This window comes from Mycobacterium sp. 1164985.4 (genome assembly GCF_001668575.1).
Classification (GTDB): domain Bacteria; phylum Actinomycetota; class Actinomycetes; order Mycobacteriales; family Mycobacteriaceae; genus Mycobacterium.
Genome location: NZ_LZMD01000061.1, coordinates 59,474 through 81,746, shown reverse-complemented (window position 1 = coordinate 81,746; position 22,273 = coordinate 59,474). Strand labels below are relative to the sequence as shown.

The following is a 22,273-nucleotide window of genomic DNA, read 5'->3' as shown; positions in this document are numbered from 1 at the left end:
TTGAATGTGACGTCCATCACGCGACGCTGGGGAAAGGTCTCACATGACGCACGGACCCGCCGGTGATCCTTCGACAGGTGTGGACTACGAGGAATCCGAGCACAGCGGCCGCGTCGTCCTCATCGCGTCCGTGGCGGCACTGGGTGGCCTGCTGTTCGGTTACGACAGCGCGGTCATCAACGGTGCCGTGTCCGCCGTCGAGGATCACTTCCAGACCGCCAAGGCGGTGACCGGTGCCGCCGTCGCCGCGGCGCTGATCGGTGCGGCGTTGGGTGCGGTCGTCGCGGGCCGACTCGCCGACAAGATCGGCAGGCTGTCGGTGATGAAGATCGCCGCGCTGCTGTTTCTGATCAGTGCCTTCGGCACCGGCCTGGCGGCGAACGTCTGGATGTTCGGGCTGTTCCGCGTGGTCGGTGGTCTCGGCGTGGGCGTGGCATCGGTCATCGCGCCGGCCTACATCGCCGAGACCTCACCGCCACGGATCCGCGGGCGGTTGGGCTCGCTGCAGCAGCTCGCGATCGTCACCGGCATCTTCGTGTCGCTGGCCATCGACGCCCTGCTGGCCCACATCGCGGGCGGATCGCGCGAGGAACTCTGGTTGGGGTTGCCCGCCTGGCGCTGGATGTTCCTCGTGATGGCGGTGCCCGCAGTGGTTTACGGCGGGCTGGCATTCACAATCCCCGAATCGCCGCGTTATCTCGTTGCCACATACCGGATTCCGGAAGCCCGACGAGTGCTGACAAAGTTGCTGGGGGAGAAGAACCTCGAGCTCACGATCTCGCGCATCAAGGAATCGGTGAAATCGGAGAAGCCGCCGTCGTGGCGCGACCTTCGCAAACCCACCGGTGGGCTCTACGGCATCGTCTGGGTGGGCGTGTTGCTGTCGGTGTTCCAGCAATTCGTCGGCATCAACGTGATCTTCTACTACTCGAACGTGCTGTGGGAGGCCGTCGGGTTCGGCGAGGGCCAGGCGTTCATCATCACCGTGATCACTTCGGTGACGAACATCGTCACCACGCTGATCGCGATCGCGCTGATCGACAAGGTCGGGCGCAAGCCGTTGCTGTTGATCGGGTCGACGGGCATGGCGGTCACCCTCGGCACGATGGCGATCATCTTCGGCACGGCTCCGGTGGTCGACGGTCAGCCCGACCTGAGCGGCGCCGCAGGTCCGATCGCGCTGGTGGCGGCGAACCTGTTCGTGGTCTCGTTCGGTATGTCGTGGGGACCGGTCGTCTGGGTGCTGCTCGGTGAGATGTTCCCCAACCGAATTCGCGGTGCCGCGCTCGGACTGGCCGCCGCGGCGCAGTGGCTGGCGAATTGCGCGATCACGGCGTCCTTCCCGGCCCTCGGTGACTTCTCGCTCGGTGTCGCGTACGGCTTCTACGCGCTCTGCGCGGTGCTGTCCTTCTTCTTCGTGTGGAAGTTCGTCGCCGAGACCAAGGGCAAACACCTCGAGGACATGGGCAACGAGAGCGCGCAACAGGAGGAAAGCGTCTGACCGGCATCGACGAGTCGGTCGAGGTTCTGGTCGCCGGCTCCGCTGGGGCGCTGGCCGGGGCCTATACCGCTGCCCGGGAAGGACTTTCGGTTGCCATCGTGGAGGCAACCGACCGGTTCGGCGGCACGTTCGCATACTCCGGCGGTGGCGGGATGTGGTATCCGTGCAATCCCGTGTTGCAACGTGCCGGATGCGACGACACCATCGAGGACGCGCTGCGCTACTACCGCGAGGTCGTCGGCGATCGCACACCAGCGTCACTTCAAGAGACCTACGTCCGCGGCGGCGCGGAGCTGATCGAATACCTCGAACGCGACGAGTACTTCGCGTTCAAGATCCTGCCGTGGCCGGACTACTACAGTTCCGTCGCCGGGGCCCGCACCGACGGCATGCGCCACATCGTCTCCAAGGCGGTGCCCGACGAACGCCTAGGCCGGTTCGCGGGCCTGGTGCGTGGGCCGCTCGACCACGAGCGCCTCGGGGTGCCGCAGCCCGACCTGCTCACCGGCGGGCGTGCGCTGGTCGGACGGTTCCTGTGGGCGATGGCCGACAACCCCGCCGTCACCGCGCACACGTCCACCAGCTTGGTCGAGCTGGTCGTCGACGGTGGTCGCATCGTCGGTGCGGTGATGGAGCGCGACGGTGTGCGCCGCACGATCGGGGCACGACGTGGTGTGCTGCTTGCCACGGGCGGCTTCGAACAGGACGCCGAGATGCGGGCCGAATTCGGCGTCCCCGGGTATGCCCGAGACACCATGGGCGCCCCGGCCAACATCGGCTTGGCGCATCGGGCGGCGATCGCCGTGGGGGCCGATACCGACCTGATGGATCAGGCATGGTGGTCGCCGGGGTTGATCCATCCCGACGGCCGCGCCGCGTTCGCGCTGTGCTTCACCGGCGGAATCTTCGTCGACCGGTCGGGTCGGCGGTTCGTCAACGAGTCGACGGCCTACGACCGCCTGGGCCGAGCGATCCTGAACGCGATGCGCGACGGGACGGTCGCATCGCCGTATTGGATGGTCTACGACAGCCGGGCGGGCGAGCAGCCGCCCGTCATGGCCACCAACGTGTCGTTTTCGCCGACGGAGCAGTACGTCTCGAAGGGCCTGTGGGTGCAGGCCGATACGCTGGCGGCGCTCGCCGGGCAGATCGGCGTGCCGGCAACGCATTTGGAGGAAACGGTGCGCCGCTTCAACGAGTTCGCGGCGCGCGGCGTCGACGACGACTTCGGCCGCGGCGGCGAATCGTTCGACCGGGCCTTCACCGGTGGCGCGTCGCCGCTGGTGCCGATCGACACCCCGCCCTACCGCGCGGCGGCGTTCGGCGTCTCCGACCTCGGCACCAAAGGCGGGCTGCGCACCGACACCGACGCCCGCGTGCTGGACACCTCCGGACAGCCGATTCCCGGCCTGTACGCGGCGGGCAACACGATGGCGGCCGTCTCCGGGGAGACCTACCCGGGAGGGGGCAATCCGATCGGGGCGTCGCTGTTGTTCAGCCACCGCGCTGCGCTGCACATGGCACGCAGATGAGGGCGGCGGGCAAACCGGCGTGACCCGGCGGGTGTGACCGTGAAACAATCGCGTGCCGTGAAGACCTTCGATGCCCTGTTCGCTGAGCTCAGCGAACGCGCCCGTACCCGCCCCGCCGGTAGCGGAACCGTCGCCGCGCTGGACGGAGGCGTGCACGGCATCGGTAAGAAGATCCTCGAAGAGGCCGGTGAGGTGTGGCTCGCGGCCGAACACGAAAGCGATGAGTCGCTCGCCGAGGAGATCAGCCAGCTCCTGTACTGGACCCAGGTGCTGATGCTCTCTCGCGGCCTCACCCTCGACGACGTCTACAGGAAGCTCTGAATGCCTGCCCTTCGGGTCGCCGTCCCCAACAAAGGCACCCTTTCCGAGCCCGCGAGCGAGATCCTCTCCGAGGCCGGATACCGGCGGCGCACCGACACCAAGGACCTCACGGTCGTCGACCCCGCCAACAATGTCGAGTTCTTCTTCCTGCGGCCCAAGGACATTGCGATCTACGTCGGTTCGGGGCAGCTCGATTTCGGAATCACCGGACGCGACCTGGCAGCCGAATCGGATGCGCCGGTGCACGAGCGGCTGGCGCTCGGGTTCGGGTCGTCCACCTTCCGGTACGCCGCTCCAGCCGGACGTGATTGGCGGGTCGAGGATCTCGCGGGCAAGCGGATCGCCACCGCGTTTCCGAACCTGGTCCGCAAGGATCTGGCGGCACACGGCATCGAGGCGACGGTGATCCGGCTCGACGGCGCGGTGGAGATCTCCGTCCAACTCGGCGTGGCCGATGCGATCGCCGACGTGGTCGGCTCCGGCCGCACGCTCGGGCTGCACAATCTCGTGGCGTTCGGCGAGTCCCTCTGCGACTCCGAGGCCGTGCTGATCGAGCGCGAAGGTGCGCCGGACAGCCCGACGGGCGCCCAGTTGGTTGCGCGTGTGCAAGGCGTCGTGTTCGGGCAGCAGTACCTGATGCTCGATTACGACTGCCCCCGTAGCGTGCTCGAGAGCGCGACCGCGGTGACGCCCGGCCTCGAATCCCCGACCATCGCACCGCTCGCCGACCCCGCGTGGGTGGCCGTGCGCGCGCTGGTGCCGCGCCGCGACGTCAACGCGATCATGGACGAACTCGCCGCCATCGGCGCGAAGGCGATCCTGGCATCCGACATCCGATTCTGCCGCTTCTGATTCGACGCGAAACGGTCCGGCCTGCGTGTTAGCGTCCGGAGGTCGATAACACCGGCCGGAGGTCGCTATGACGCACGTCCTGATTCTGGTTCTCGCTCTTCTGATCGGCATCATCGCCGGCCTGCGCGCGCTCACAGCACCCGCGGTGGTCTCCTGGGGCGCGCTGCTGGGGTGGATCGACCTCGACGGGAAATGGTCGGAGTGGATGGCACATCCGATCACGGTCACGGTGCTGACCATCTTCCTGCTCGTCGAGTTGGTCACCGATCAGTTGCCGAGCACACCGAGCCGCAAGACGGCTCCGCAGTTCATCACGCGGCTCGTCATGGGCGCCTTCGCCGGAGCGGTGATCGGCAGCGCGTACTTTCACACCTTCAGCGCTCTCGGCGCCGGCATGATCGGCGCGGTGCTCGGCACGATGGCCGGTGCCGCGGCACGCCAGCGTTTCGCCGACCTGCGCAGCGGTCAGGACCGTCCGGGCGCCATCGTCGAGGACATCGTCGCGGTGGGCGGCGGTTTTCTGATCGCGTTCCTGGTCAGCCTGGTGTGAACAGATGCCGTTTGAACTGGCTGAAGTGACAGAACGATTCGACGCGATCATCGTCGGCGCCGGGCAGGCAGGCCCACCGTTGGCGGGGCGGCTCACCGAGACGGGGCAGACGGTCGCGGTCATCGAGCGCAAGCTCGTCGGCGGAACCTGCGTCAATTACGGGTGTATCCCGACCAAGACCCTGGTCGCCAGCGCGCATGCGGCTCATCTCGCCCGCCGCGGCGCCGAATACGGTGTCAGTACAGGTGATATCAGCGTCGACATGGCGAAGGTCAAGGCGCGCAAGGACAAGATCGTGCACGGCGACCGTGAGGGCGTCGAGTCCTGGCTCGAGGGGATGGACGGATGCACGTTCATCCGCGGCCACGCACGGTTCTCCGACCCGCACACGATCCGCGTCGACGACCGTGTGCTGCACAGTGACAAGATCTTCCTCAACGTGGGCGGTCGAGCCGTGGCGCCCGATATGCCCGGACTGTCGGACATCGACTACCTCACCAATGTCGGCATTCTCGAACTGGACACGGTCCCCGAGCATCTCGTCATCATCGGCGGCAGCTATATCGCGTTGGAGTTCGCGCAGATGTATCGCCGATTCGGGGCGGCCGTCACCGTGGTCGAGAAGGGGCCGCGGCTGACCTCACGCGAGGATGAGGACGTCTCGGCCGCGGTGAAAGACATCCTCGAGGCCGAGGGCATTGATGTCGTCGTGAACGCCGACGCGATCCGATTCGTCAAGACTGACAACGGTTTCGAGGTCGTCCCCAGCGACGGTGCGGCGCCGATTGCGGGTACTCATCTGCTCGTCGCGGTCGGCCGAGCCCCGAACACCGACGATCTGGGGCTTGAGAACGCCGGTGTCGAAACCGACGCGCGCGGTTACATCGTCGTCGACGACCAGTTGCGCACCAATGTCGAGCACATCTGGGCGATGGGGGACTGCAACGGCAAGGGTGCGTTCACGCACACGTCGTACAACGACTTCGAGATTGTCGCGGCGAACCTGCTAGACGACGACCCGCGCCGCGTGAGCGACCGGATCACCACCTACGCGCTCTACATCGACCCGCCGCTGGGCCGCGCCGGGCTGACCGAAGACCAGGTGCGCAAGTCGGGCCGAAAGGCGTTGGTCGGCAAGCGCCCGATGACCCGCGTCGGGCGCGCGGTGGAGAAGGGGGAGACGCAGGGGTTCATGAAGGTCGTCGTCGACGCTGAGACCGAGCAGATCCTCGGCGCCGCGATCCTCGGTGTCGGTGGCGACGAGGTGATCCACTCGATTCTCGACATCATGACGGCCAAGAAGCCTTACACCGCGATATCCCGCACGATGCACATCCATCCGACGGTCAGCGAGTTGGTGCCTACGATGCTGCAGGAGATGAAGCCGCTGCAGTGACCGACCGGCCGACGATGAATTGCCGTGTCACCAAGGCGAATCGGTGGCCGAGGTGGCGGTGGGTGGCGACATCGGCGGGGTGGACCTGATCGGGCTTCGCGTCGACGTCGGTCTGTGCGCCGGCGCCGAGGAAGAAGCCCAGCCGGTTGAGGTCGTTCTCGCTCGCGTTCGAATGATTCCAGCCCGGGGGGAGCCCGAGGCTGACCCAGTGCATGTGATGCTGCGCGGCGAACACCGCCAGCGAGACAAGGGTGTTCAGCTTGTCGCCGCTCTTACCGCCGGAGTTGGTGAACCCGGCGGCCACCTTGTCGCGCCATGCGCCGGTGACACAGCGCCGTCCGGTCTTCTCGGTGAAAGCCTGGAACGCCGCGGACACGTTGCCCATGTAGGTGGCGGTGCCGAAGATGATGCCGTCGGCCGAGTCCAGGACGTCCCAGTCGGCGTCGGTGATGCGGTCGACGGCGATCGGCGTGACGGCCGCACCCGCATCGCGTGCCCCTGCGACGACGGCTTCGGCCAGCGTGGCGGTGTGCCCGAATCCGGAGTGGTAGGCGACGGCCACCGCGGGAGCGGCGATATCAGAGCCGTTGTGTACCATCTCAATTCGCTCCTGTCTGTGCGTTGTTGATCTCCGCGCGCCTGGCCAGCCAGTCCGGTAGCGGTTCGTGCTGCAGATAAGCCTGCAGGCGATCGAGATAGGCGTGGGTGCCGCCGAGGAAGCCGCCGGCGTTGCGCACACCGAGCCCGCGGTGAGTGAACCGCAACAGCGTGCCGCTGCCGTCGGGCGTCAGCTCGTAGCGGACCGTGCTGTCCTCGACGATCGGTTGGTGCCATTCGTGTTCGAGGACGTGTGGGGGATCCCAGACGAGGATGCGCCCGGTAACGCGCATCCGATCGGGCGGCAACGGTGGGCCGGTGGGCACCATTTCGATCGTGCCGCCCTCGCGCGGTTCGATCGTCGTCGTGCCGAGCCATTCTCGGCGTTCCTCGGGGTCGGCGATGGCCGACCACACCGCCTCTATCGGGAAGGGCAGCCGTCGCTCGAAGGTCAGGACGGCGCGGTCGCCGTCGATCGTCAGTCGTCCGTTGCGGTCACTCATCGGAACTCCCGTGCTTGACTTCCAAGTGACGCTCGAGGGCGTCGAGGTGGTCGGTCCAGATGCCTCGGTAGCGTGCGATCCAGTCGTCGATCGCCATGAGTCCGTCGGCGCGTAACGCGTAGATGCGGCGCTGGGCGTCGGGGCGGACCTCCACCAGGCCGACTTCGCGAAGGACCCGCAGGTGGCGAGAAACCGTGGGCTGGGTCAGTTCCGGCAGGCTGGCGACCAGTTCGCCCGCGGTGCGTTCACCGCCGACGAGCTGGTCGAGCAGGGCGCGGCGGCTCGGCTCGGCGACCGCTTCGAAGACGTCCATACGGCAAGTATTGCACTCCATCTATATAGAAGCAAATGCATATACCTTAGGTCGTTGTGAATGGATTGTGTTCGGCGATGAGCTTCTCGATCCGCGCCTCGTCGAGCCGAACCCGGATCGTGGCGGCTTCCTGTTGGTCGCGGATCACCTTGGCGAGAGTGAACGAACTGGTGACCAGGAAGAGCGCGGTCATGGCGAGGAAGAGTCGCTGCCACGGGTCAAGCGGCAGGAAGAGAATGCCGCCGAGCATGCCGAGCAGGCTCACGCCGAAGGCGATGGCGGCTTGGAGGAAGTAGGCGGCGGTCGTCCGCGCGGTGGTCGGTGTGTCCATGTCGCCAGCGTGCAGTCACGGTTCGCTCGGCGGGTAGGTAGAACTACGCGATTCGCCGTCTGTCGTCGGTTTCGGGCTTCTATCCCCAACGTGGAGTTCATCCACAGATTGCGCGAACGCCCTGTTGGCCGGGACGCTCGGCTGGCAGGATCGAAACTATGTTCGACAGCTTTGGGGACGCCGCCTTGGTGGCCGAGATCGAGGGCGCCGGGCGCGCAGAGGCCTCGGCGGCGGCGCACAAGCTGGCGCTGATCGCCGAGTTGGTGCGCCGCCGCGAGGATGCCGCTGTCGAGGATCAACAGCGCTGGGTCTGTGATCCGTGGGCGGCCACCGCGTGCGAGGTGGCGGCCGCGTTGCATGTGGGTCAACGAGCGGCGTCCAAGCAGATGCGCATCGCTGTGCAGTTGCGGGACAGGTTGCCTTCTGTGGCAGCCTTGTTCGCCGAAGGGGCGGTCAGCGCGTCGGTGGTCACGACGCTGACGTGGCGCACGCATCTGATCGAAGACGAGCAGACACTGGCGACCGTCGATGATCAGTTGGCTTCCAACGTCACCGAATTCGGTGCGATGACTGCAACGCAGCTGGAGATGACCGTCGATAAGGTGGTCGACAGTGTCGACCCGGCGGCGGTCCGGCGGACGCGGACAGCGGCGCGAGGACGCGACGTGCGATTCGGTCATCCCGATGACGAGACGGGGACGACGACGGTGTTCGCACGGTTGACCAACGCCGATGCCGTGGCGCTCAAGAATCGGGTATCGGGCATATCGGATGGGGTCTGCTCCGACGACCCACGCACACCAGGACAGCGACGCTCGGATGCGCTGGGCGTGATTGGCCACAATGGAGAGCGTCTGGCCTGCCGCTGCGGCGATGCGAAATGTCCGACTGCAGGCGTGGATTGGCGTGCCGCGAACACCACGATCTATGTGATCGCCGAACCGGCCGCGGCGGCAAGCGCGGTGGACAAATACCTCGATGGGGACCAGGAGTCGAACCCGATCCCTCTTTTCGAGCCTGATCCGAAACCCGAGCCGGCAGCGGCAGAGCTCGATCCCCCTCCTGAGGCCGGGCCTTCGCGCCCTTCCCGGCCCGCGGCTCTGCGGCCGGGTCGTGGGGGCGCGGTGGTCGTCGGCGGGGGAGTGCTGCCGGCGCCGATGGTCGCGCAAATGATCGCCGAAGGGGCGAAGGTCACCAAACTGCCCACGCCTGAGGGAGCCGCAAAGACGTACCGGCCACCGGCGGTGGTGGAGCGGTTCGTCCGCATGCGGGATATGACCTGTCGGTTCCCAGGGTGTGATCGCCCCGCCGAATGCTGCGATGTCGACCACACGATACCGTGGCCTGCAGGTGCAACCCATCCGTCAAACAACAAGTGCCTGTGTCGGATTCAGTACTGGCAACCTAGAGTACGTTCTGGGTATGAAAGCCGCCATCTACCTGCGCCAATCGCTGGACCGCGAAGACAACCAGCTCGCCATCGACCGCCAGCGGGAGGACTGCGAGAGGCTGTGTGCCACCAAGGGCTGGGAGCCGGTCCCGTACGTCGACAACGACACCTCGGCCTCCAGCGGCAAGCGCAGGGACGCCTACGAGGAGATGCTGACCGACATCCGCACGGGTGCGATCGGCGCGGTCGTCGCGTGGGATCTCGACCGTCTGCACCGCCGGCCCGTCGAACTCGAGGCGTTCATCGCGCTCGCTGACGAGCGTCATCTGGCGTTGGCGACGGTGTCGGGCGACTGCGACCTGAGCACTGAGCAGGGCCGCCTGGTGGCGCGGCTGAAGGGTGCGGTGGCACGCCACGAGATCGAACAGAAGTCGAAGCGCCAACGCCGGGCAGGCAGGCAGAAGGCAGAGCGCGGACGGCCGAAGTGGAAGCGGGCGTTTGGGTACCTGCCCTACACCGGCACCAAGGAGGACGACGTCGGCAAGCGGTCGCTCGATCCGGTCACCGCGCCGCTGGTCGAGCAGGCGTATGCGTCGATCCTGTGCGGCGGGTCGATCTCCGAGATCGCGCGGGCGTGGAACGCCGCCGGGCACTACGGGCTGACCGGGTCGCCGTGGATGGCCTCGACGATGAGTTTGTTCCTGCGCTCGCCGCGCAACGCCAACTTGCGCTCCTACGGCGGCGAGATCGTCGGTAAGGGCACCTGGCCGCCGCTGGTTGACGAAACCACTTGGCGTGCAGCGCAATCGGTGCTGAATTCGCCCGGCCGCGCACCGGGGCGCAAGAGTGTGCGCCGTCATCTGCTGACCGGTGTGCTGGGCTGTGGCAAGTGCGGCGGGCATCTGTCGGGGGTGCAGGTCTACCGCAGCAAAGCCATTGTCTACCAATGCAAGTCGTGTCGCGGCGTGAGTGTGCGCGCCGAGCACGTCGAACCGTTGCTGTTCGGTATCGTCGCCGGGCGCCTGGCGGACGACGATGCCGTCGACCTGCTGCGCGCCGAGGAACACGACGAAGCGACCGCCGAACGGCTGCGACTCGAGAAGATCGCTCTGACAACACGTTTGGATGATATCGCGACTGATTACGCCGAGGGGCTGCTGACCGGGCAGCAGGCGAAGCTTGCGACCGACGTCGTTATGGGCAAGCTCGAGACGATCGAGGCGGCCCAAACCGATCAGGCCAAGCTACGCGTGCTCGACGGCATCCCGCTGGGCGAAGCCGAGGTCGCCGACGCGGTCGCGGCACTGTCGCCCGATCGCTACCGCGGCGTGCTCGACCTGTTAGTGCGCGTGACCGTGATGCCGGTCGGTAAGGGGCATCGGGTCGGCGGTGCACGGTTCGATCCGGACCGGGTAGACGTCGCCTGGCGCTAGAGAACATCTGTTCACTGATCTGAGATCCATTGCCACACTTGGCAATACGCTGCAGATTTTTTGACTGAATCTGGCGATTCTGCCAGCGTTAAGAGCATGGCCGACGAGGTGGTCAATGCCCGGTGCGCCATCATGCGCGCCCGCAAGGCGAACGACAAAGCTGCCGAGATCGAGGCGCGCGGCGACCTGGCCGCCGCGAAGATCGCCAGGGTGCTCGCCGAGGCGCCACCGCTGAGCCACGCGCAGCGCGACCGTCTCGCCGAGCTGCTCAAGCCGGTGCGCAAGAAGGCGGCCCGTGGCGACCCCTGACAGCGAAGAACCCGACGACTTCGGTAATCGCCGGGCTCTTCCGTTCAGTTGCTCATCTACATCACCGCGCCAAGGAGATTTGGCAATGACGATCGTAGCCCAGCGGGGCCGCCGTGAGTAGCGACCTGCGCGAGTATCTCGCCGCTGCGCACGCCCAGCTTGCGCATGGGCTGATGGTGTTCCCGGCTGACCATCCCGACCATCCGGAGTGCATCGGCGCCCACAATCTCGCGCATCCGTGCGACGGCATCCGCGGCAAGCATCCGGCGGTCGCGTGGAGCACCTGGCGCGTCGTCACCCCACCGATGCTTGACACTGCGTGGGAGAAACGCGGCGGCCTGGCCAACACCGGCGTCTCCTGTGGCCCGTCAGGGATCGTCGTGCTCGATGAGGACAAACTAGGCGAGCTCGACCGCTGGCTCGCCGACTACAACAGGACGGCCAAAAACAAGATCACGCTGCCGCCTACCTACACCGTCACCACCGCCCGCGGGCGTCATGTGTACTTCCGCTGGGACCATGCCGCCCAGCCGATAGGTAACCGCGAGAAGGCATTCCAGGGCTACAAGATCAACGTGCGCGGTGACGGCGGCTATGTCATCGGCCACGGCTCCAAGCATGAATCCGGAGCGATCTACACCGGCAACGGCCTGCCCATCGCCGAGCTGCGAGAGCAGGTCGCTGAGATCCTGCTCTACGCCATCGGCACGCCGGCAACCAACGGCGCCGAGGTCGCCACTGCGGCGTCGTTCTTCGAACCACCGCGCAACCCCAACACCGAGAGGATCCCATTCGGCAAGCGGCACGCCGAGCTGGTCGCCTACGCGGGACGGCTGCGCAAGCTCGGGCTGGATTATCACGAGGCCGAGGCCGCCTTCCGGGCGCGCTGGCTGCTGTGCGAGCAGCCCGAGGGGCCTGAGGGCATGCTGGTGCACCCTCACGAAGTCACCGGCGGGCTAAAGATCGTCGAGCCGCCGTTCCGCAGCGCGGCCTGTCCGTATCCGGTCACCTGGGAGCAGGCCCAGCAGAAGCTCGCCAGCGTCTACAGCCTCTACCCGGCGGGTGCGACCGAGGCATCACTGTCGGCGGCGTCGGGCGCCGAGCATTCCTGGCGCGCCGTGGATCTCGAGGCGGTGCTGTCGGGACACTGGGAAGCTCCCAAGCCCACCGTGGGACAGCGCAGCGACGGCGTTGGGCTGTTCTACCCAGGCAAGGTGCACACCGTCGCCAGCGAGTCCGAGGCCGGCAAGACGTGGTTGGTGCTCGGTGCGGCGTTCCACGAACTGGAGGCGGGCCATGCCGTGCTCTACCTCGACTTCGAAGACGACGAGGGTGGGGTCGTGGGTCGCCTACTCACCATGCAGTTGGCACCCGAGACGATCCGGTCGCGCTTCCGCTATCTGCGGCCCGCCGAGGCGCTGGGTAATGGCGCCAATCTGGGCGACCTGTTCGCGATCGTCGCCACTGATCGCCCGACGATCGCCGTCATCGACGGAGTCACCGAGGCGATGACCATGCACGGCCTCGACCCGCTGAACAATAAGGACATCGCGACGTTCGGTCGTATCCTGCCGCGTCGACTCGCGGCGACGGGCGCAGCGACCGCGTGCCTCGACCATGTCAGCAAGGCCACCGACCGCGGCCGGTACGCGCTGGGCGGCGTGCACAAGCTCAACGGGCTTGACGGCGCGGCGTATCTGCTCGAGAACCGTGAGCCGTTCGGCATCGGACGCGAGGGGCGCAGCACCGTATTGATCGCGAAGGACCGGCCAGGCCAGTTACGCAAGCACGGCCGCAAGCGCAAGGACGGGCTGTGCGACTTCGGCGAGCTGCGGGTCACCTCACACGACGAGAGCTACGTCGAGTTCGAGATCCTGCCGGCCCTCGCCGCCCACGGTGGTGAATTCCGTCCGGTCAAGCTGATGGCGAAGATCTGCGCCGCGATCGACGAGCACGGGGCGATGCCGCAACGGCAGATCCTGGCGACCGTCGGGGGGAGGCGTCAGTACGCCATCGATGCACTCGCTTTGCTGCAGCGCGACGGGTACGTCTCTGAAGAGTCGCCACACAAGCTCCTGAAGCCGTGGGATGAGTGGTGAAAAGTGCCTCTGACCTGCGTTACCAGCGTTCCCATCGTTAACTTGGCCAACAATCCCGTTCCGGCTAATAATTCCGCCGTCGGGGCGTTCCCCTCGCAAAAGCGCCCGACCTGCAGCGTTCCCCGTTCCCCTTGCGTTCCCCTCGCGTTCCCCGTTCCCCGGCCGCAAAAGACGTCAGTCCCGTTCCCCCGTTCCCCCCTTCTATACAGAAGGGGAACGGGTAGGGGAACGGTTGGGGGAGCCCCTCGCGGCGAATTAACCAAGAAAGGATTCACCGCATGAACCCCGGCGTCGATACCTACCTCCAGGCGGCCCGCGGGCTGGCGCGGCTGGCGCTGGCGCACGATCCCGACGAGTTCAACGACGCGGAGCGCGGCGAGATCGCGTTGGCGTTACGTCGTCTCGCTGAGGAGTACGCCCCGCGCGAGCGTGCCTGCTGTGCCGAACCATCCTGAACGTCCCAGACACGATTGACCGAAAAGTGAAGGAGAATCAAACCATGAGCGACAACCAGCTCGTCCCGCTGGGCGCCATTGCGGCCGAGCTCGGCACATCCATCGACACCCTGGCCCGACGCGTCGCCGACGCCATCGTCATCGACGCCGTCAGCGGGTTGCGCTGTATCGAGGCCGACATCTGTCGCGAGCACATCGCCCGGCATCACGACGCTGCCCGCGAGATCCACCGTCAGGCGCTAGAACGGGCAGCCCAGACCGGTGCCTCGGTCGAGGCGATGCGCGAGCGTGTGCGGGCCATTCAGCGCCAGCAAGAGCGCCTCGGGCCGCCGGTCGAGGGCGAGGGTGGAGCGTTCGCCGTGATGCTCGAGTGCGACGGTGCCCGAGACGCACAGCTCAACAAGGCCGCCCGTGATCGCGCTGAGATGACCGGCGGTCGATTGACGTATCACCAACTGAATGAAGGGAATCGGTAATGGAACACATAGCACTCGTCGGACCACCGCGACCGCTGCGACGGTCGACGATCGAACGGCAACGGACCGCATCACTACGAGCCCTCGCGGCATGTGCCCGCGTCGATGCCCTATGCGAGACGCGCGGCGTCGACGACATGTCCACCGTCCTCGCTAGCATCCCCGCGGAGCTGCTGCGCAGTGCGGTTAGGACAGAGGTGCTCGACGCTCGCGGCAATTGGGTTCGTGTGCGGTGACAACCGACTTCAGGAAATGGCTACGCGCCGGGTATGAGGCTGGCTTCTGCGGCCCACCGATTTGCGCCACGCACAGCCTGGTACCGATGACCGAGGCGGAGGAAAACGCCTTCGACGATGGCGATGAGCCATGCCAGCATGTGCTCCGGCTGTACGACGACGCCGCCATGAAAGCTGCGGTGGAGGAATATCATTCGGCGTCGGTGGCGAGTGCGCACAACTGGAGACTGACCTCCCGTGACGAGTGAGTGTGCGGTGACGAGCGCATTACCCGACGTGACAACGCATGTCGCGGTAGGCGGTACTGCCGACGTCGTATTGATGAAACACCGCGTGGAAAACCGAATGACGCCGGTGTTGCGATATCGCGGCATCTCTGGCACCGAGTACGCCATCGAATTATCGACGCGCGACGTTGTTTCGCTGATGGCGTCGTTGGTGCGCATGTTCAGCGCCGAGCAGCCCGAGATCGCCGAATGGTGGGAAAAACTGACGGCCCAGCGATGACCCCCCGTTTTTTAGGCCAGCGATCGGCGGCCACACCCGCGCTGTGGTCGATCTGTTCATTGGGATTTCCTCGTCGCACACTTATCCCGAATCCCCTGTGCGCCAACGTGATTCAACCCTGCTATCGTACCGAAACTCATTGTGACGCAGCACTATTCGCACGGGGAACGCGATTGGGCGGCACCGGAGGCTGAAACGCAGCGGACGCCTCAGAGCGGATTGATTAACGGTTTACCGACACTCTTAAGCGCGCCGCGCTGCACTTCGCGCTCCAGGGCCAGCGCGGCCGGCCCGTCGGCAGTGGCGACGTACCGGTATCGGAAATGGTCGCGGATGTACGCCTTGGTGAGCCCGTCGATCAGCTTTTCACCAGCGGCCATCTGCTGCCGCTGCTGCTCGGTCAAGTGGGGGGCGATGTACCACGCGAAGACATAGACGCAGAACTGGTCTCCGGACAGGCGACCCGACGCGTGCGCGCCCAAGCGTGGGAACAGCCCGGTCGGCTTCTTCGGGCTGCGGTCGTAGTCGGCCTTCAGCTTCTTGCCGCCCATGCCCACATAGATGAACGCGCCAGCGGCATCCCAGACCGTGTAAACGCCGGGAGCGGCGCGATCCATCGTGAGGTTCGGCCATTCGGCGAAAGGGTAGGCGGTGCCGTTCTCGAGTTCTGCGTAGCGCGGATCTGCGGCCGCCGGCTCATCGAGCATCGTGACGGTCATATCCGACGCTCCATACTCATCTCTTCCCTCGCGTTCGTCGTGCGATGTGTAGCAAACAGTAGACGCCAGATAGTCGACACGACCGATATCGCCTTAATCCTCGACACGGGTCAACGACCTCGCGGCCCGGGGCTAGCCGGGCCCTTGGCCGGGGCGGGCTAGCCGGCCGGCGGCGGTGGGGCGGCGGTTGACAGGCCGCTTCTGGGCAGCCTCACGTGTTCGCTCACGGATAGCCGATATGGTCTTCCTGTCCAGGCCACGGCGACGCTCGTCGCGCTGCGTGGAGGGAGGACCAGCAGATTGAGCCCGGATTCGGTCCCTGAGGAAGGTCAGTGGTTTGCGGGTAAGGATGTACCAGTCTGGATATATCGGGTAAACCGACGGCCGGCTGGGTCGCTGTTCGACGGCAAGCTCGACGATGTGCTCACCAGCTTCAACGCCAATCTGAGAGCGGCGATCGAGATACGAACGGGCGGACGCTACCAGCGTGTCTATCGGGTCGGAAATGTCGCGACCAACGAGACCGAACGTAGCGTGTCGGGCCGGCTTGGCTGGTCGCGAACGGATATTCAGTTGGCGACAGTTTGGGACGATCAAGCGAAGGCGTGGGAAGACGAGTTTGTATCGAGCGAGGTGTCTGCAACTGCGCCGTTCTGGTTCGATGCGAACCAGCGATACCTCGGTGTAATGAGACATCCGAGCTTCGACTCGAGGGTCGTAAGTTCTGTCCTCGGACGGATGCTGAACCGCGCGGAAATACGTCTCCGGAAGGCTGCGCCAACAGTGGTTTGGGCAGTCGATCCGGTGGTCGACAGGCGAGAGTTTCAGGCGTGGCTAGAGACTACCGACGTTGTCACTTCGGTTGACTTTGTCTTCCTGCGGCCTAACCCAGATGCCGAGGAGGAATTCGAGCACCTCTTTGAACGGATCGATCGGCTCCAAGCCGACAAGATCAGGGAATCCATAACGGCACGTGACCAAACCGCTGGCCTCAGCAAGGACGGCATCCGCAATGACCCCGAGTCGAACGCGCTGATCACGGCAGCGTCGAGAGCATTTGGGTATATCGTTGCGAGAGGCCGCAGCGCACGCAGGAAAGTCAGATTTGACCAGCGCCAGGACCTCATGAGTGAAACGGCCGAATCTGTCGGTCCCACGTGGGACAGTGCCGTTCAGAGCGTCCGCTTGGCGGTCCAACGAGCGGTCAGGAGGTCATCGAGTGGGTAAGTTACGTCGCAGCGTTGGCTTCTGGCGCTCCTTCGGCAAACTACAGTTGTCGCAGCTTGCCACGGTTGAGCTTGGCGGCTGTCTAGTGGTTGGAATAGTCGCCGGCGTGTTCCTCGTTAAGCACACTGATCTTGCCGCGCGCGTCGCCATCGCAGGTGATGTGCTTTCGCTTACGCCGGCGCTACTAGGCGTGGTCTTCGCAGCATTGGCCTTAGTGGTGGCGCTGCTCTCCGAGTCGTACTTGCGCCTGCTCAACGAGGAGAGAGACGGGATCCTGGCATTTCTGTCTCCCTTCATGGTGGTAATCGGCATCCAAGTCGCCGCAGTGATCGGAGCAGTTAGCTATCGAGCCTTCGCGAAATTCGTACCACCAACGGTCGAGAATTGGTTGTTCTGCGGTCTTGCCGTTCTGTTCCTTACATCGGCCCTAGAAGTCGTCGCACTCGCACGGTCGGTGATAATGCATGGGCTCGCTCGCGCTCGACTGCAAGAGGTCACTGACCTCGAAACTGAAAGAGACGCAAGACGTTCCAACCGTCGTTAGACAGCGATTTCGGCTGAGATGTTTTGAGGTCAGGCATCTGCTCTAGGTTATGGTCAATCGCGGCGAATTGGACGCGGTGAAGCTGGGCGACCGCACCTCATTTCTGCCGCAAGCCTCGATAGATCTATCGAGCGCCTACTAAAGCAAACCGTGGATGGCTAGCGAGCCCTACGATCGGGCCTATGTTCGTTCCCGGCGAGGTTATTTCCTACTTGGAAATGTGCCGAGAGGAAGGCGTCAACCTACAGCGGGGTATGAACTTCGGCAGCGGCGGTCGGCCCAGCGTCATTTTGATGAGCCGCCGGCCCGGCGCGCCTTACGACGACCGAGTCGAAGACGATGGCCGTGTCCTTATCTACGAGGGTCACGACAGGCCGCAAACCCGCGGCGGCCCTGACCCTAAGACGCTCGACCAGCCTGAGCGCGGCCCAGGGGGCACGCTGACCCAGAACGGCTTGTTCTTGCAAGCTGCGTCACAACACCGGAAGTTGCAAACGCCCGCAGAGCGTGTCCGGGTGTACGAGAAGATGCGCACCGGCATTTGGACGTTCAACGGCATATTCGGGCTTGTCGACGGCTGGCGGGAAGAGTCCAACGGGCGATTAGTGTTCAAGTTTCGGCTCGAGGTAGATCCAGAAGCGACGCCGATTGTCGATGCTCGTGAGCCGCGCCTAGAGCAGAACCGACTCATCCCAACAGATGTGAAGCTGGCCGTGTGGAAGCGCGACCAAGGCAAATGTGTGGTGTGCGGAAGCAGCGACAACCTTCACTTCGACCACATCATTCCGTACTCGCGTGGCGGCTCCTCGCTCGTAGCGGAGAACATCCAACTAATGTGCGCCCGACACAATTTGGCGAAGCGCGACAACATCCAATGATCTAACTGCTAACGCAGTATTGACTATGTCGCTCGCCCAGAGGCGACGGCGAATAGATGCCACTCGCCGGGCACGCCCTTGAGCTGGTGAGCGCCGCGATCCTCGAACTCCAGTCCTGACCCGATCACCAGGTCGCGCAGCGCTGCCGGACACCAGCACGTCGTTCGGGCCGGCCAGTGCGCTCACGCGGGCGCCGATTGTCAGGGTTAGGCAGGGGCGGGAGTGATCGAGCGTGTGTGTTTTCGCGGCGGCCCGCTTCGCATTGGGCGTTGTCCAAAACGCGTGGTGCCAGTACTGGCAGCGACTGGCTAAAGAACATTCAAACGAACGCTGGTGACCCAGACAAACAGCCGTCGACGCGGGGTTGCCGGGTAGTTGGACTAGTTCAGTTCGTCCGTGACGGTCGTCATGTAGGCGGACACCTGCTCAAGCTGAGCCGATGCCTTTTTCCAGTCAGTTGTGGTGCTGTATGGACCGAGCGTTCTGCAGGTACTAGCAAAATCTTCGGTCATGTCTGCGAGGCCCTTTACAGCGGTGGTGAGCTTAGCTGATGGGCCGGGTCCTGCGTCGCTCAGTTCAGCGCTGGCGAAGTCCATTCTCACACATCCGGCAGTCAAACCGCCCCAGTCCTGCACCTTTGCTGCCGTTCCTGCTTCCCGCATAGCGCTCTGGAGGTGTGTTAATGCTGAATCTACGGTGGACATCCATTGTTGGAGTTGGGACTCGTTCCACTGCGTTGTAGTCGGGGAAGCAGGTTCTTGCGGCGGGCTCATGGGGGTGGCTGTGGCGCGCAACGCGTCGCTGCCATCGCCAAGCGTTGAGACGCTAACGAGACCGAGTACGGTCACCGCTATGGAGATCGCCGAAGCCCATCTCCTCAAGCGGATCCTCCGTCGCTGGCTACGAAGCACCATCGTCATCGATTTCTCCTGTGAGGGAGCGTAGCGCGCTGATTTCGTTGCTATTTGGAAAACGACGTTGCAGCTTGACCCGACAGGTGTATCGCGCTGACGGTCGCGTCCCCACACCGAACTCGGTCCAAGTCGCGGCGCTCGACGTTCTGTACCGCGCCGGTTGGCAATCGGTTAGCCGGGAGATGGACGTTCGAAGGCTCACGGTCCGGCCCTAAGACATGGACGCGGGGCGCAGAATGAGCCATGCCCGACAACGTGTTGAGTTACGAACGCATCGCTAGGGCCCTTGGACGGGCCAAGGCATACATCGATACCGACGAGCAGCGGAGCGGATTCGCCATCGCCCTGGACCACCTCGTCGGCGAGATCGGCTCCGACGACGGGTTGCGTTTCGACAAACAGGCATTCCACGCCCGCGTCGAAGAGTCGTATCAGTCTTGGAGCGACTATCGCGACAAACTCGCCACAGGGAGCGCCAAGATCCAGGCCGAACTAGACCGGGTGAAAGACGAGAAGGAATACATTCGAGGTGCAGCCCGAGAGGAGGCCGACGCCACGACCTACTACAGCGACGGCTACGAAATCGTGGCCTTTGAACACGGGCTGCCGGAAGGTAGCGGCGACGCCATGATCTGGACGCCGAGAGACACCGCATGGGTGCACTGCCCCGCCTCAACCGGCATCGCTGAGAAGGTGCGTTGGGAGGACTGGGGTAAGGAATATCGCGGAGTACCCGACCTGGCCGCGAAGCAGCGGGAGATCAGCGAGCGTCTCGCCGACCGCCGCGACTACAGCGCAGCCGCACTGGAGAAACAATGCGTGTCCTGCGCGGCACCTGTCGGCGAGCCCTGTAACCCCGAGTGCCCCGCCACGGCATACTCGCGGGCCGAAGAGATCAAGTTCGGCGAGCCCCCGCAGTTCTCGCCGACAGGGTAGGCGGCATGGCGATGCGACGTTGGTTAAACGACCAACGCTGTGTCACATTGCGGATCACACTAGACGCGTGATTCGCGCATCGCTCGTCGCGCTCGCCGTCGCGGTCGTGATGGGAGCCGGAACAGCGAACGCTGTCCCATGCCGGACCGAGGCTGAGCAGGACGAGACGTTCAGCCAACTACTGTCCAGCGACGGCACCCTGTTCAACTTCAACCTGCAGAAGATGCAGGCCAAACGGGCGTGCGACCGCGAGGCTTATGGCTTGGATGCCGTTCAACTCCTCATGAGGGACGGCGGGTACTCGTTCGATGTGGCTAACTCGATCGTGTCGGCGGGCTCGGTCGCGTACTGCCCCCAGCACAACGATCGCGTTGATCTACCACCGTACCCGTTCGTCAACTGCCCTCCGACTCCCACTTCTTGACCTGAGAGGTCACACGCCGACCATAAGTTATGGCATCTACCGGTTAACCAGCGTGGATATCAGAGCGTCCTTTGGACAATCGTTGCCACCATTTGCTCAAGACGTTCTGGCGGGGTTGGTCGGATCAGCAGCTACCCAACGGCGCTGTGGTGTGGACAAGTCCGTCAGGCCGCACCTACACGACGTTCCCGGCGAGCAAGACTCTCTTTCCGTTGTGGGACATCGCGACCGCCGCGCTGCCGCCACCCGCCATGCCGTCGCCACCCAGCTCGGAGAGATCGGCGAAGATGCCGCGGCGTCGGCGCACTCGCGCGGCCGAGGAAGCGCGCCAGATCGTTGCCGAGCGGGCACTCAACGAGGCTGAACTCGCCGAACACGACCGGCCACCACCGCCGAGGGAGTGACGAAATGTCAGACGCCGGTGCGCCCGTCGATGCGTTCCCGGATCACATCGGCGTGTCCGCAATGTCGGGCGTACTCGGCGATCATGTGCGCATAAATCCAGCGCAGGCTGACTTCGGTGCCGTTGAATAGGTTGGTGTCGTCGAGTGAGCGTGCCGCATAATTGGCACGGGCGTGGCGAATCTCGTTCTGCCATAACACGGCAGCCTCGTGATACGACGAGTCCGGCGACAGTTCGAAACCGCCGTCATGGCCGTCGGGGTGCGGCGTCGCGTCGAAGATCGGCGGCACATCCTCGTCGGCCAGCACCCGGCGAAACCAATTGCGTTCCACCTCGGCGGCGTGCTGCACCAGTCCCAGCAGCGTCATCTCCGATGGCTCCACCGATGTGACGCGCAACTGCTCGTCGTCGAGACCCTCGCACTTGGCGGCTAGGGTCGCGCGGTACAAGTCCAGCCAGCCCTCCAACGTCGTGCGCTCATCCGCATTCATCGGCGGCATCGTCCGGTCCATTCTCATCGCACCCATGGTGCCCTCTGACGGGTTGATCGCTCGCATCCGCCGGTGCCGGCAAGCAACCCGTCATACCGTCGACCGAGGGTGGCGGCGGTCAAGGGCGGCGTTGCACCAGCAAGGTCTGCGCCGAGGTGCCGATGAACCCCTGCCTGTCGAAGAGTTCCGCGGTGGTCACCCCGATACCGTCCGGCCCGATCGAACCGCGGGCGCGCACCGCGAAGTCGTCGCCCGTGGGCAGGCGATGCAGGTGCACGGCGGTATCGGTGTTCATGAACACGAAAGACTCGGGATCCAACGCCGCGCCCGCGCCGTTCGCGCTGTCCACCACCATCGCCAGCCGCTGCAACGCCGTCGTCGGCTCCGAATCGACAAGCGGGACAAGCGGACTCATCCATACCACGTTGCCGGTCTCACCCGTCTCCGGCTGGCGCCGCCAGCTCACCGTCTCGAGGTAGCCCTTGGCGCCCACCCAGCCGTGCGGAACCTCCACCGCCTCGCCTTCGACGAGCGGCGGATAGCGATCTGTCGCGGCGTCGGCGGTGTCGCTGGTCGCCAGCAGCCAAGCCGTGACGCGGGCGACCACCCGATGTCCGCCGTCGGGCCGCGTCTCCGACATCTCGGCGGCCATCATCGAGATTCGCTTTCCCGGCCGTTCCACCCACGCCCGCACCCGCACTTGCGCGACGGGTATGGCGCCCAAGATGTCCAAAGTCAACCGGCCGACGCGCAAAACCGAGTCGCCGGCCAGCTCTTCGATCAGCCGCGTCATCAACGCCAACGGCGGTGAGCCGTGCTGGATTTCGGGATCCCAGTTACTGCGAGTGCCGTCGGTCGAGTCGAAGACCTGGTAATTGCGGTCGACCCCAACACGCCGGTACAGGCATTCGATCATGCCTCGGCTCCCGCTCCCTC

General features: G+C 65.0%; 27 protein-coding genes and 2 pseudogenes. 20 read left to right on the top strand and 9 right to left on the bottom strand.

The window, feature by feature from the left end; genetic code table 11:
- Positions 1-43: 43 nt before the first annotated feature.
- From A5650_RS11585 to A5650_RS11560, 6 genes are all read left to right on the top strand, one after another.
- Positions 44-1,501: a sugar porter family MFS transporter gene (locus tag A5650_RS11585; RefSeq protein ID WP_067290857.1), complete on the top strand. Its 1,458-nt coding sequence runs from the start codon at positions 44-46 to the stop codon at positions 1,499-1,501.
- A complete protein-coding gene (locus tag A5650_RS11580) occupies positions 1,498-3,033 on the top strand; it encodes an FAD-binding protein (RefSeq protein WP_067291012.1) in 1,536 nt (511 codons plus the stop codon). The genes A5650_RS11585 and A5650_RS11580 overlap by 4 nt, the downstream gene beginning before the upstream one ends.
- 39 nt (positions 3,034-3,072) lie before the next feature.
- On the top strand, positions 3,073-3,354 hold the full coding sequence (locus tag A5650_RS11575) for a phosphoribosyl-ATP diphosphatase (RefSeq protein ID WP_067085432.1): 282 nt from the start codon (positions 3,073-3,075) through the stop codon (positions 3,352-3,354).
- Positions 3,355-4,206, top strand: coding sequence for an ATP phosphoribosyltransferase (gene hisG, locus A5650_RS11570; protein ID WP_067290853.1), 852 nt, complete (start codon positions 3,355-3,357; stop codon positions 4,204-4,206).
- A gap of 67 nt (positions 4,207-4,273) precedes the next feature.
- Positions 4,274-4,756 carry a DUF4126 family protein gene (locus A5650_RS11565; RefSeq protein WP_067290850.1) on the top strand — a complete coding sequence of 161 codons (483 nt, stop codon included), beginning with the start codon at positions 4,274-4,276 and terminating at the stop codon, positions 4,754-4,756.
- Between the two features lie 25 nt (positions 4,757-4,781).
- Positions 4,782-6,152: an FAD-containing oxidoreductase gene (locus A5650_RS11560; RefSeq protein WP_156744100.1), complete on the top strand. Its 1,371-nt coding sequence runs from the start codon at positions 4,782-4,784 to the stop codon at positions 6,150-6,152.
- On the opposite strand, the gene A5650_RS11555 is transcribed toward A5650_RS11560, so the two are convergent.
- Genes A5650_RS11555 through A5650_RS11540 form a run of 4 tightly spaced genes read right to left on the bottom strand, consistent with a single transcriptional unit; the run spans position 6,118 to position 7,896 of the window.
- Positions 6,118-6,750, bottom strand: a complete 633-nt coding sequence (locus A5650_RS11555) for a flavodoxin family protein (protein ID WP_067290844.1) — start codon at positions 6,748-6,750, stop codon at positions 6,118-6,120. The genes A5650_RS11560 and A5650_RS11555 overlap by 35 nt on opposite strands.
- Before the next feature lies 1 nt (position 6,751).
- Positions 6,752-7,252 (bottom strand): SRPBCC family protein, encoded by a 501-nt coding sequence (locus tag A5650_RS11550; protein ID WP_067085244.1) that lies wholly within the window; start codon positions 7,250-7,252, stop codon positions 6,752-6,754.
- A complete protein-coding gene (locus A5650_RS11545; RefSeq protein ID WP_067290841.1) occupies positions 7,245-7,565 on the bottom strand; it encodes an ArsR/SmtB family transcription factor in 321 nt (106 codons plus the stop codon). Before A5650_RS11545 ends, A5650_RS11550 begins: the two co-directional genes overlap by 8 nt.
- Before the next feature lie 46 nt (positions 7,566-7,611).
- Positions 7,612-7,896 carry a YiaA/YiaB family inner membrane protein gene (locus A5650_RS11540; protein WP_067290837.1) on the bottom strand — a complete coding sequence of 95 codons (285 nt, stop codon included), beginning with the start codon at positions 7,894-7,896 and terminating at the stop codon, positions 7,612-7,614.
- A gap of 158 nt (positions 7,897-8,054) precedes the next feature.
- Between A5650_RS11540 and A5650_RS27330 the strand changes: the two are divergent.
- The 8 genes and pseudogenes from A5650_RS27330 to A5650_RS27115 form a co-directional block, all read left to right on the top strand.
- A pseudogene (locus tag A5650_RS27330) lies at positions 8,055-8,840 on the top strand (DUF222 domain-containing protein); the annotation flags it as partial.
- 478 nt (positions 8,841-9,318) lie between these two features.
- Positions 9,319-10,719, top strand: a complete 1,401-nt coding sequence (locus tag A5650_RS11535) for a recombinase family protein (protein ID WP_067290833.1) — start codon at positions 9,319-9,321, stop codon at positions 10,717-10,719.
- A gap of 96 nt (positions 10,720-10,815) precedes the next feature.
- Complete coding sequence (locus A5650_RS11530) at positions 10,816-11,028, top strand: hypothetical protein (RefSeq protein WP_067290830.1); 213 nt, start codon at positions 10,816-10,818, stop codon at positions 11,026-11,028.
- A 113-nt stretch (positions 11,029-11,141) separates the two neighbouring features.
- On the top strand, positions 11,142-13,127 hold the full coding sequence (locus A5650_RS26385) for a bifunctional DNA primase/polymerase (RefSeq protein ID WP_082950724.1): 1,986 nt from the start codon (positions 11,142-11,144) through the stop codon (positions 13,125-13,127).
- A 278-nt stretch (positions 13,128-13,405) separates the two neighbouring features.
- Entirely contained in the window at positions 13,406-13,582 is a 177-nt protein-coding gene (locus A5650_RS26785) for a hypothetical protein (protein ID WP_156744099.1), read from the top strand.
- Between the two features lie 44 nt (positions 13,583-13,626).
- Positions 13,627-14,058, top strand: a complete 432-nt coding sequence (locus A5650_RS11520) for a hypothetical protein (protein ID WP_067290828.1) — start codon at positions 13,627-13,629, stop codon at positions 14,056-14,058.
- A gap of 322 nt (positions 14,059-14,380) precedes the next feature.
- Positions 14,381-14,542 carry a hypothetical protein gene (locus A5650_RS26780; protein WP_156744098.1) on the top strand — a complete coding sequence of 54 codons (162 nt, stop codon included), beginning with the start codon at positions 14,381-14,383 and terminating at the stop codon, positions 14,540-14,542.
- Positions 14,532-14,801 (top strand): hypothetical protein, encoded by a 270-nt coding sequence (locus A5650_RS27115; RefSeq protein WP_197501847.1) that lies wholly within the window; start codon positions 14,532-14,534, stop codon positions 14,799-14,801. The genes A5650_RS26780 and A5650_RS27115 overlap by 11 nt, the downstream gene beginning before the upstream one ends.
- A 209-nt stretch (positions 14,802-15,010) precedes the next feature.
- Here A5650_RS27115 and A5650_RS11515 read toward each other — a convergent pair whose 3' ends face one another.
- Positions 15,011-15,520, bottom strand: a complete 510-nt coding sequence (locus A5650_RS11515) for a hypothetical protein (RefSeq protein WP_082950723.1) — start codon at positions 15,518-15,520, stop codon at positions 15,011-15,013.
- A gap of 300 nt (positions 15,521-15,820) precedes the next feature.
- Between A5650_RS11515 and A5650_RS11510 the strand changes: the two genes are divergently transcribed.
- The 3 genes from A5650_RS11510 to A5650_RS11500 all read left to right on the top strand — a co-directional run bounded on the left by A5650_RS11510 (position 15,821) and on the right by A5650_RS11500 (position 18,169).
- Complete coding sequence (locus A5650_RS11510) at positions 15,821-16,747, top strand: DUF4747 family protein (RefSeq protein WP_156744096.1); 927 nt, start codon at positions 15,821-15,823, stop codon at positions 16,745-16,747.
- Complete coding sequence (locus A5650_RS11505; RefSeq protein ID WP_067290823.1) at positions 16,740-17,291, top strand: hypothetical protein; 552 nt, start codon at positions 16,740-16,742, stop codon at positions 17,289-17,291. Before A5650_RS11510 ends, A5650_RS11505 begins: the two co-directional genes overlap by 8 nt.
- 182 nt (positions 17,292-17,473) lie before the next feature.
- The gene (locus tag A5650_RS11500; protein WP_067290821.1) at positions 17,474-18,169 is read left to right on the top strand and encodes an HNH endonuclease; all 696 of its coding nucleotides are present in this window, start codon (positions 17,474-17,476) and stop codon (positions 18,167-18,169) included.
- A gap of 23 nt (positions 18,170-18,192) precedes the next feature.
- Here A5650_RS11500 and A5650_RS27325 read toward each other — a convergent pair.
- Both A5650_RS27325 and A5650_RS11495 read right to left on the bottom strand, forming a co-directional pair.
- Positions 18,193-18,379 (bottom strand): annotated as a pseudogene (locus A5650_RS27325) (adenylate/guanylate cyclase domain-containing protein); the annotation flags it as partial.
- A 170-nt stretch (positions 18,380-18,549) separates the two neighbouring features.
- Positions 18,550-18,765, bottom strand: coding sequence for a hypothetical protein (locus tag A5650_RS11495; RefSeq protein WP_067290818.1), 216 nt, complete (start codon positions 18,763-18,765; stop codon positions 18,550-18,552).
- A 561-nt stretch (positions 18,766-19,326) separates the two neighbouring features.
- Between A5650_RS11495 and A5650_RS11490 the strand changes: the two genes are divergently transcribed.
- From A5650_RS11490 to A5650_RS26770, 3 genes are all read left to right on the top strand, one after another.
- Positions 19,327-20,019 (top strand): hypothetical protein, encoded by a 693-nt coding sequence (locus tag A5650_RS11490; RefSeq protein ID WP_067290815.1) that lies wholly within the window; start codon positions 19,327-19,329, stop codon positions 20,017-20,019.
- Positions 20,020-20,086: 67 nt separating this feature from the next.
- Entirely contained in the window at positions 20,087-20,443 is a 357-nt protein-coding gene (locus A5650_RS11485; protein ID WP_067290813.1) for a DUF732 domain-containing protein, read from the top strand.
- A 92-nt stretch (positions 20,444-20,535) separates the two neighbouring features.
- On the top strand, positions 20,536-20,847 hold the full coding sequence (locus A5650_RS26770) for a hypothetical protein (protein WP_231992598.1): 312 nt from the start codon (positions 20,536-20,538) through the stop codon (positions 20,845-20,847).
- A 7-nt stretch (positions 20,848-20,854) separates the two neighbouring features.
- Here A5650_RS26770 and A5650_RS11480 read toward each other — a convergent pair whose 3' ends face one another.
- Together A5650_RS11480 and A5650_RS11475 are read right to left on the bottom strand one after the other, a co-directional pair.
- A complete protein-coding gene (locus A5650_RS11480) occupies positions 20,855-21,358 on the bottom strand; it encodes a DinB family protein (RefSeq protein ID WP_156744104.1) in 504 nt (167 codons plus the stop codon).
- 97 nt (positions 21,359-21,455) lie between these two features.
- Positions 21,456-22,253: a thioesterase family protein gene (locus A5650_RS11475; RefSeq protein WP_067290811.1), complete on the bottom strand. Its 798-nt coding sequence runs from the start codon at positions 22,251-22,253 to the stop codon at positions 21,456-21,458.
- Positions 22,254-22,273 lie beyond the last annotated feature (20 nt).

What these genes read in the sequence shown, in the direction of transcription:
- A5650_RS11480 (WP_156744104.1), bottom strand. Translation starts at nt 21,358, where the DNA reads ATGGACCGGACGATGCCGCCGATGAATGCGGATGAGCGCACGACGTTG.
- A5650_RS11520 (WP_067290828.1), top strand. Translation starts at nt 13,627, where the DNA reads ATGAGCGACAACCAGCTCGTCCCGCTGGGCGCCATTGCGGCCGAGCTC.
- A5650_RS26785 (WP_156744099.1), top strand. Translation starts at nt 13,406, where the DNA reads ATGAACCCCGGCGTCGATACCTACCTCCAGGCGGCCCGCGGGCTGGCG.
- A5650_RS11535 (WP_067290833.1), top strand. Translation starts at nt 9,319, where the DNA reads ATGAAAGCCGCCATCTACCTGCGCCAATCGCTGGACCGCGAAGACAAC.
- A5650_RS26780 (WP_156744098.1), top strand. Translation starts at nt 14,381, where the DNA reads ATGACCGAGGCGGAGGAAAACGCCTTCGACGATGGCGATGAGCCATGC.
- A5650_RS11545 (WP_067290841.1), bottom strand. Translation starts at nt 7,565, where the DNA reads ATGGACGTCTTCGAAGCGGTCGCCGAGCCGAGCCGCCGCGCCCTGCTC.
- A5650_RS11555 (WP_067290844.1), bottom strand. Translation starts at nt 6,750, where the DNA reads ATGGTACACAACGGCTCTGATATCGCCGCTCCCGCGGTGGCCGTCGCC.
- A5650_RS11500 (WP_067290821.1), top strand. Translation starts at nt 17,474, where the DNA reads ATGTTCGTTCCCGGCGAGGTTATTTCCTACTTGGAAATGTGCCGAGAG.
- A5650_RS11530 (WP_067290830.1), top strand. Translation starts at nt 10,816, where the DNA reads ATGGCCGACGAGGTGGTCAATGCCCGGTGCGCCATCATGCGCGCCCGC.
- A5650_RS11495 (WP_067290818.1), bottom strand. Translation starts at nt 18,765, where the DNA reads ATGGACTTCGCCAGCGCTGAACTGAGCGACGCAGGACCCGGCCCATCA.
- A5650_RS11475 (WP_067290811.1), bottom strand. Translation starts at nt 22,253, where the DNA reads ATGATCGAATGCCTGTACCGGCGTGTTGGGGTCGACCGCAATTACCAG.
- A5650_RS11540 (WP_067290837.1), bottom strand. Translation starts at nt 7,896, where the DNA reads ATGGACACACCGACCACCGCGCGGACGACCGCCGCCTACTTCCTCCAA.
- A5650_RS11565 (WP_067290850.1), top strand. Translation starts at nt 4,274, where the DNA reads ATGACGCACGTCCTGATTCTGGTTCTCGCTCTTCTGATCGGCATCATC.
- A5650_RS11515 (WP_082950723.1), bottom strand. Translation starts at nt 15,520, where the DNA reads ATGACCGTCACGATGCTCGATGAGCCGGCGGCCGCAGATCCGCGCTAC.
- A5650_RS11490 (WP_067290815.1), top strand. Translation starts at nt 19,327, where the DNA reads ATGCCCGACAACGTGTTGAGTTACGAACGCATCGCTAGGGCCCTTGGA.
- A5650_RS11585 (WP_067290857.1), top strand. Translation starts at nt 44, where the DNA reads ATGACGCACGGACCCGCCGGTGATCCTTCGACAGGTGTGGACTACGAG.
- A5650_RS11550 (WP_067085244.1), bottom strand. Translation starts at nt 7,252, where the DNA reads ATGAGTGACCGCAACGGACGACTGACGATCGACGGCGACCGCGCCGTC.
- hisG (WP_067290853.1), top strand. Translation starts at nt 3,355, where the DNA reads ATGCCTGCCCTTCGGGTCGCCGTCCCCAACAAAGGCACCCTTTCCGAG.